Here is a 7,379-nt window from a genome sequence, read left to right as displayed (position 1 = left end):
GCTTCGAGCGCCCGGACAATCCCGGCCAGCGAGTTGCGGTCGACGATCCCAAGTGCGGAAATGCCGAGCTCCTTGGCTGTGCGGAACAGTTCGTCGGCCGACGACGCGCCGCGCAGGAAGGAAAAATGTGTGGTGACCTGCAGCTCGGCGTAGCTCATGCGAAGATCCCGTGGCAAAACCAGCGATGCGAGCCGGTCGAGGGATCGACACCATCGCCGGAGCGGAAGATCCACAGCCGCTCGCCGGCCTCGTCCTCCACCACGAAATAGTCCCGCACCGCATCGAATTCGGAACTCCTCGTCCACCACTCGCCGAATATGCGCTCCGGCCCATCAGCACGTTTGACGCGCCGACGCTTGCCACGCCAGGTGACGGAGACCGGCGGATGATCCGGCAAAAGCGCGATGACCTCGATTGCTTCCGGCCGCGCCAGCAGCCGCACCGGCCGCGGCCAATGCATCGACCATGCGGCGCCGGTCTTCTCCGCCATGGCGGCGATGCGCGCGACGCTGCGTTCCGGCACGTCGCTTGCGACCGGCGCCAGGCGATAGACGCGCTGGCCGCGATTGCCGATGACATCGATCAGCAGCGCGATATCGGCAACCTCCTCCTCGATCAGCGAGGATGCTTTCTGCTCTTCGCCGAGCGACTCCGTCATCACGGCCACCAGCGACAGCTTCTCGATACCGAAGCCGGGTTCGATCGTCTCGATCCGATCCCGGAACAGTTTCGTCAGCCAGGCGATATCGCGCGCCGCCTTTGCCGTGCCGGCGCGGATCGCCTGAATGGAATTATCGACCCTGTGGACGATCAGATCGGTGCGGCGGACGCCGAGGCCTTGTCTCTCAAGAGCCTGGCACAGTGCCGCCACCAGCCGGGTCAGATATTTGTCGATGGTTTCGGGCGCACCGATCGGTTCGGCAAACGCGCGGCTGACTTCGATCACGTCGGCCGGCCGGATCGGTTCGATCGGTTCGGCCAAGCGGCCATGGATCTGGTCGAGGCGCCGGCCGATCTCCGGGCCGAAGCGGAGGGCAAGCGGTGCTCGTGGGGTGGCGGACAGTTCACCGATGGTGCGGAAGCCGAGCGTGCGCAGGCTCGCGACGATTTCGGAGGGCAGCCGAAGGGATGCGAACGGCAGATGCTCGACGAAACGGCCGATCTCGCCTTTCGGCACGATCACGGTATTGGTCTTAGCCGCCCGCGCGACGGCGTGGGCGGCACCCCAGCTGTCGGCGATGGCGACCCTCGCGGTCAGGCCCCTGGCATGGAAGCGATTGACAATGCCCGACAGCATCAACGCCTCACCACCCTGGAGATGATCGGCGCCTTCGGTGTCCATAACGATGCCATCGGTGCCATCAACGGCGACGATCGGCGAATAGTGCGTCAGCGCCCAAAGGGCAATGCGCTCGAGTGCCGCCGCGTCGGCCGCGGGATCCGCGTCAACAAACTGAAGACCACGCATCATGGCCTGTGCCTTGGCAGCTGGCATGCCCACACGGATGCCGGCGTCGCGCGCCTTGGCGTCGGCTGCCGCTATCCGGCGCTTGGAACCGCTTCTGGCAACCGTGACCAGCGGCCGCTCAGGCGATAATTCTGCTTTCCCATCCATGCGCCTGATCCGCTCGATCGGCAGGTCCGGCAGATAGATGGATACGACCCGTGGCATCGCACACTCCAACAATAAACTCAGCGCACTCACCCGCCTTCACTCTCATCAGTTCCAGCAGCCATCGCGGCCGCCCGACGCCTGGGACCGGCAGCTCCTCCGACGGCAAAACGCTCACCCGCCACCTTGTCGTCGAAGCCGTCGGCTGCCCGAAATCCGAGGCCTCCACCTGCCGACGCCAGCGCCTGACCACCAATCCCATCGTGCCGGTCCTTTCCGCCGCCAGCTGCAGGCGCCTCGACGCCGTCATGGGCAGGCGGACGGTCTCGCCGACGACGGCGCCAAGGCCGCCATAGCAAAGCCCCTCCTCCATACTCTCCAGCACATCCTGCTCGCGGTCGGCTTCGGCAAAGATCACCCGGTCTGGATGAAGTCCCGCCTGCATGAGGGCCGGAAAGAACAGGTCCGGGCGCGTCAGGCACCAGAGGACCTGTCCTTTGGTGCGGGCGGCGATGCCGGCCACGCAAAGGGCAGCTGCCGCTCCGTCGACGGTGCCCGCACCTCCGCCGGCAAATTCGTGGATGGCGCCATAGGCGAGACCACCGCCCGGCAGCGCCGCATCGATCTCCGGAACGCCGAAGGCCAGACAGCCGCTCCTCTTGCCCGCATTCCCTTCCAGTAACGCGATGCGGTGTTTCAGATCGGATATCACCCTGTCACGGGCAGCAGTCATCATTCACGCGTCCTTGTGGAGGTCGTGTTGGTATCGACGTGATGTCGGTCAAGTGTATATGTTCACTAAATGTTCCAAGTCGCTTTACGTGTCAAGCAACCCGAAATAGGAATATTATCCCTCTATTTTAGTGGACTTTAAGATTCGCATTGGGAATCATGGAGATGACTTCGAACGTCCAGTGATGGAGCTTTCGAAAAAGTTTCGAAGCCGATCCATTGACAGCCATCAATTGGCGTTTCGGCGCTTCGTCGGCTACCATGTCCGCCAGCTTCAAGGGAGATGGAGCGTCGATGTGCAACTTGTACCGCATGGAAGACAAGGACTGGGTCAACAAATGGGCTCAGGATGCCGAAAGCCTGATCAACCTGATGCCAGCCTATCAGATGAACCCGGACCAGATGGGACCGATCGTCCGAAATACGGCGGACGGCAAGAAGCAGCTCGTCCATGCTCGCTGGGGCCTCCCTTCCCCGCCCTTCGTTCTCGTCAAGGCGGCCGAAGTCAAGGCCGAGAAGCTCAGGACGAAGGGGACGGAGGTAGATTTCGAGCAGCTGCTGCGCGAGCAGGTCGATCGCGGCGTCACCAATATTCGCAATCTCAAGCTTGCACATTGGAGGCGTTGGTTCGGCGTCGAAAACCGCTGTCTCGTCCCCGTCACCAGCTTTGCCGAGCCGGATCCGGCAAGCCAGGAGACAGGCGGCAATGTGCCGAACGCCTGGTTTGCGCGCGACAACAACAAGTCGCTGATGTTCTTTGCCGGCATCCACGTGCCGCAATGGACATCGGTGCGCAAGGTCAAGGATGGGTTCACGACCGATGACCTCTATGGTTTTCTGACGACCGATCCAAACGATCTGATCAAGCCGATCCACGGCAAGGCAATGCCGGTGCTCTTGCTGACGAAGGAAGAGACCGACATCTGGATGAGGGCGTCATGGGAGGAGGCCAAGGATCTTGCGCGGCCATTGCCGGATAACGCGCTGACTGTCATAGCCCGCGAGCCCTATGGATCGACCATCGTTACCAAGGAGGGTGAGCTGGTCAGTTCACCGGGCCGGCCATAGCGAATGGCGTTTCGGCAGTTCAATGGACAGACAATCGTTCGGACAAGAGGAGTTCGTGCACCGCCGCATCGACGATTTCCGTCAGCCTGCACCATCCGTAGAGGTCACGCTCGCTGACCCGCTCCTCGATCGCGGCAATCATCCACCCGGCCGCAGCTGCGTCGTCGGCGTTCTTGTGCATGTTGAACTGCTTCAAACATGCCTCGATCCGCGGGCGCGCCGAACCGCGATCACGGTCTATTGTCGCTATCAGCGAACGAGCGTCGCGGTAGGTCTTCGCTATACGCTGCTTACCCTCCACTCCGCTCTCGACAATTTTTCTGACGGAATAGAGCAGAGCCATCAGCAAGTCGACCGTTTCGTCGGGCACCACCGTCATGCACCTCCTGCGCCTTCGCTTGCGTTCCCCTGCCGGGCCGCGGACGCTACCTCTGGTTCGTTCAAGATTGCCATTCATAGTTCTATAATACGTGGTTTTAACAACTGTCAAATGTTGTGTTTCCGCCATGGATGCACGGCAGCGAGTGGCACTGAATCTCAGGCGAATACGGGTCATGCGGGGGATCTCGCAGGACAACCTCGCGCTTGAGGCCAATGTCGAGCGCGCCTACGTGGGCTATCTTGAGCGGGGCAATAAGAACCCGACTATCGTGACTCTTGAGAAGATCGCGGAAGCACTGGCCTGCGATATTTCGGAGTTCTTCGCTCCGGTGGCCGATGATATTGTCACGATGAAGCCGCTGAAGAGTGGACGGAAGCCGTCGCGCGGCTGACGGTTACGCCTGCGCGGCCATAAGTATGGCTAGGATGAGTTTGGTTCCTTCAGGCCGACTTCAGCTATCCGCTGTAGGGCTGAAGCGTGCGAGACTGGCGCCCCCAATCGAAGTTTCGCATGAGGTTCGCAAAACCTCTCAGCTCTGCCTCACGCCAACGAGGCAGAGCTTCCCCACTCCGCACGATCAGTAGACGATCACATCGCTCGAGCGAAGCTCTCTCGCAGCCCTTTCTGCTCAATATCGGTGGGTATGGCTTAACCGGCTGCGCTGATCCCTTCTCATGAGGCAACTGACGCTTTAGATTTGCGCGATAATTTTCGGCGGATAGGCCATGACATCTCAGCTGGACATGTTTTCGGAGAATGCGCAGTCGGCTCGCAGAGCGTCGGTGCGAACCGTGCCCGTTCGACAGGTTGGATCAGCGCCTGACGAAGCCGAGATGGTGCGGATCCTGCAAGCAACCGGGCGCTACCAGATTCTGAAAAAACTCGAGCAGCGTCCGATCGTCCCTGCTGCAAGACCAGACTATCCGCTGCGCGGCGTCATCCTCGATACAGAGACGACCGGTCTCGATGCGAGAAAGGACGAGATCATCGAAATCGGCCTGATCGGATTTACCTTTAATGAGGACGGCGAGGTCGGTGATGTTAACGATGTCTATGGCGGGTTGCAGCAACCGAGCATTCCGATCCCGGCCGAGGTCACGCGGTTGACCGGCATCACCGACTCCATGGTCCTCGACCAGATGATCGATATGACGGCGCTCCGCGCCCTCATCGAACCTGCGGATCTCATCATTGCCCATAATGCCGGCTTCGATCGGCCCTTTTGCGAGGCGTTCTCATCGATCTTTGCTCGAAAGGCCTGGGCTTGTTCCAATTCCGAGATCGATTGGAGTGCCAGGGGATATGAAGGAACCAAGCTCGGCTATCTCATCAACCAGAGTGGCTATTTCCATGCCGGACACCGCGCAGTCGATGATTGTTTCGCGCTGCTGGAGGTGCTGGCGCTCACCCGGTGCGATAATCTCCCAACACCGCTTGCCGAGCTTTATCAGGCAAGCCAGCGGTCCCGCGTGCGCATCTTCGCGGAGAACGCACCTTTCGATCTCAAAGATCGGCTGAAAGAGCGAGGCTATCGCTGGTCCGACGGAAGCGACGGTCGGCCAAAATCTTGGTGGATCGAGATCGCCGAAGACGCCATGGAAGACGAGTTCCGCTTCCTGCGAAACGAGATTTACCGGTGGGAAGATGCAGATCCGCCGGTCCAACGTCTGACGGCATTCGACAGGTTCAGGGGGCGGCAATAGGTTCAGCCGGGCATGACTGCCAGATGGTGGTACGCACGCAGATACAACCTAATCGCCTTTGTCGACGGATACGACGCTCTGCACTTTAACGCCCGGGCCGGTCGACTATTTCGATTTCGTTTGCATGCAAGTTCATACCAGCGTCATCGCTGACGATTTGCTAACCACATAAAGTGAGGAAGACCTATGTTAATTCCGGTTTCTGTTGCGATTATAAAAGAACGCCGGAAAAATCCTTTCCCCTTTCATTACACAGTAGAATATGTAAATATAGGAACAGCCAACAATGTACATAACAAAGTTATAACTAAATATATCGACGATTATAAAGCAAATTATGAATAGAATACCCAGTATGAAGAGGCGAATTATCTTTTCGCCTAAAGTAATAACTCGAAGCGATTTATGCTCTTCGGCTTCTTTCATTTTCAACCTCTAAATCATTCATCGTAAAAGATGCGCCTCAGAAAGTCGTTATCTTGCCCTCTTCGGCAGCCGGTATCGGTGACTTCACGCATGAAGACTGGCACAAAGCTCCTGCTAGCGCGATGCTGTCCTACTCGCCTTTTGATCGGCAATGACGGCCAGGCGCATGTAATCGCCAAAATCCGCTGGTTTGCCAATCACACCCTAGTCGCTAAAGACGGTCCCGCGAACCGCCCGATGTCCGAAATGAGCGCGTAAACCAGTCGTCCCGCACTTGGCTGCAACGCCATTATTAAAGGTCACGACCCGCAGTCAACAAAATCGGATCCATATGATCTGAAGGGATATGAACCGGCCACCCGTGCCAATGTTTTGCTAAGCGATTGAAATTTTGCTTTTTTGAAATCGAACTGTCGCAAGATTGAAGCGCTCGACAGGGTTTGGCATCAACACCTCACGGCTCGACGCACTATACCTCGACATGAAGCATGCCGGTAAGGGCGCAACAATACGGGGGCTGGCACTGAAATGGGTTCTCGCAGCTAGGAAGACTGGCTATGGACAACCGATAGCGATTTGGCCCACTGCCTTCAGGGGATCTTTGGACTACGCAATCCGCGATTTTGGCGCCGATCACGATGCCGGTTAGTTAGGTGGTACCCATTGCCGCCAAGCCTTGTCGCGAGGTTTGGCAATTGCTTGCCTTACACGGTCGCCACAACCTGATCGCAAGGAACGATCCTCACGTCATCATAATATCGGAACGTCCAAGGTAGAAGTGACAATGGGTCAACCTTTGTCGCGCCTTGAAGGAGCTGAAGGTGCAGGTGCGATGACGATTTTCCACATGTGTTCGTCCCTTCACAACTTGGGTCGGATCCGGCATTTCCCGAACATCCGGTATAGCCGAGTACCGTGCCTTTCTGCACGCTTGCATTGGCGCCTTCAAATGCACTCAGATGCCCATAGACAAATTTGTAGGTCACCCCATCCATGACAAAGGAAAGCCACGCTCGATTGCCCATCGGGTTCAAGTCCGCGTCAGTTACTTGTTGATATTCACCGTCAACGACGGCGATCACTGGAGTACCGATCGGCGCATATATGTCGATGCCTCCATGGGGATGACCTTCATGAGGTCCCAGAAAGACACTCCAACTCGGTTTCCATGTGTCGCGATAGAAACCTCGCGTCTCGCCGGCAGGGCCGGGCACCCAATCCTCGATTTGCGTGGGGTAGGCCATTGTATCAGGAAAGACGCTGCTTGAAGCATCCGCCGCCAACAATCTTTGCATGTTCTTTGAGAGACGCAGACTTTCATTTGGATCTTCAGCAAAGAGACTGTCCATCATCGCCGCCTCCTTTCGAGCGACAAGCATATCCTGTCATGACGACAGAAATTATTCTACTTGAATCCGCAACTCTCTGCTGTAGATTTGCGAAAAATCTGCGCGCT

Annotated in this window: 8 protein-coding genes; 3 read left to right on the top strand and 5 right to left on the bottom strand. The window is 58.0% G+C overall.

Annotated elements, in window-relative coordinates; translation table 11 throughout:
- From Q4Q11_RS03705 to Q4Q11_RS03695, 3 genes are all read right to left on the bottom strand, one after another.
- The coding region (locus Q4Q11_RS03705) for a PHP domain-containing protein (RefSeq protein ID WP_498568697.1) at nucleotides 1-158 on the bottom strand (158 nt) is incomplete at its 3' end.
- Nucleotides 155-1,672: a Y-family DNA polymerase gene (locus Q4Q11_RS03700; RefSeq protein WP_498568693.1), complete on the bottom strand. Its 1,518-nt coding sequence runs from the start codon at nucleotides 1,670-1,672 to the stop codon at nucleotides 155-157. The genes Q4Q11_RS03705 and Q4Q11_RS03700, both read right to left, overlap by 4 nt.
- On the bottom strand, nucleotides 1,587-2,345 hold the full coding sequence (locus Q4Q11_RS03695) for an ImuA family protein (protein WP_498568696.1): 759 nt from the start codon (nucleotides 2,343-2,345) through the stop codon (nucleotides 1,587-1,589). Before Q4Q11_RS03695 ends, Q4Q11_RS03700 begins: the two co-directional genes overlap by 86 nt.
- 293 nt (nucleotides 2,346-2,638) lie before the next feature.
- Between Q4Q11_RS03695 and Q4Q11_RS03690 the strand changes: the two genes are divergently transcribed.
- Nucleotides 2,639-3,412 carry an SOS response-associated peptidase gene (locus Q4Q11_RS03690; protein WP_498568692.1) on the top strand — a complete coding sequence of 258 codons (774 nt, stop codon included), beginning with the start codon at nucleotides 2,639-2,641 and terminating at the stop codon, nucleotides 3,410-3,412.
- 19 nt (nucleotides 3,413-3,431) lie between these two features.
- On the opposite strand, the gene Q4Q11_RS03685 is transcribed toward Q4Q11_RS03690, so the two are convergent.
- Nucleotides 3,432-3,791, bottom strand: coding sequence for a hypothetical protein (locus Q4Q11_RS03685; RefSeq protein WP_498568691.1), 360 nt, complete (start codon nucleotides 3,789-3,791; stop codon nucleotides 3,432-3,434).
- A gap of 145 nt (nucleotides 3,792-3,936) precedes the next feature.
- Here Q4Q11_RS03685 and Q4Q11_RS03680 point away from each other — a divergent pair, with 145 nt between their 5' ends.
- Together Q4Q11_RS03680 and Q4Q11_RS03675 are read left to right on the top strand one after the other, a co-directional pair.
- The gene (locus Q4Q11_RS03680) at nucleotides 3,937-4,185 is read left to right on the top strand and encodes a helix-turn-helix transcriptional regulator (protein ID WP_498568690.1); all 249 of its coding nucleotides are present in this window, start codon (nucleotides 3,937-3,939) and stop codon (nucleotides 4,183-4,185) included.
- Between the two features lie 334 nt (nucleotides 4,186-4,519).
- Complete coding sequence (locus Q4Q11_RS03675; protein ID WP_498568689.1) at nucleotides 4,520-5,497, top strand: 3'-5' exonuclease; 978 nt, start codon at nucleotides 4,520-4,522, stop codon at nucleotides 5,495-5,497.
- A gap of 1,130 nt (nucleotides 5,498-6,627) precedes the next feature.
- Here Q4Q11_RS03675 and Q4Q11_RS03670 read toward each other — a convergent pair.
- Entirely contained in the window at nucleotides 6,628-7,275 is a 648-nt protein-coding gene (locus Q4Q11_RS03670; protein WP_498568688.1) for a M23 family metallopeptidase, read from the bottom strand.
- Nucleotides 7,276-7,379: the final 104 nt, after the last annotated feature.

Source organism: Rhizobium sp. UFLA01-1127 (genome assembly GCF_059803845.1).
Note: the sequence above shows the minus strand (reverse complement) of the source record. Positions and strands in the feature narration are given on the sequence as shown.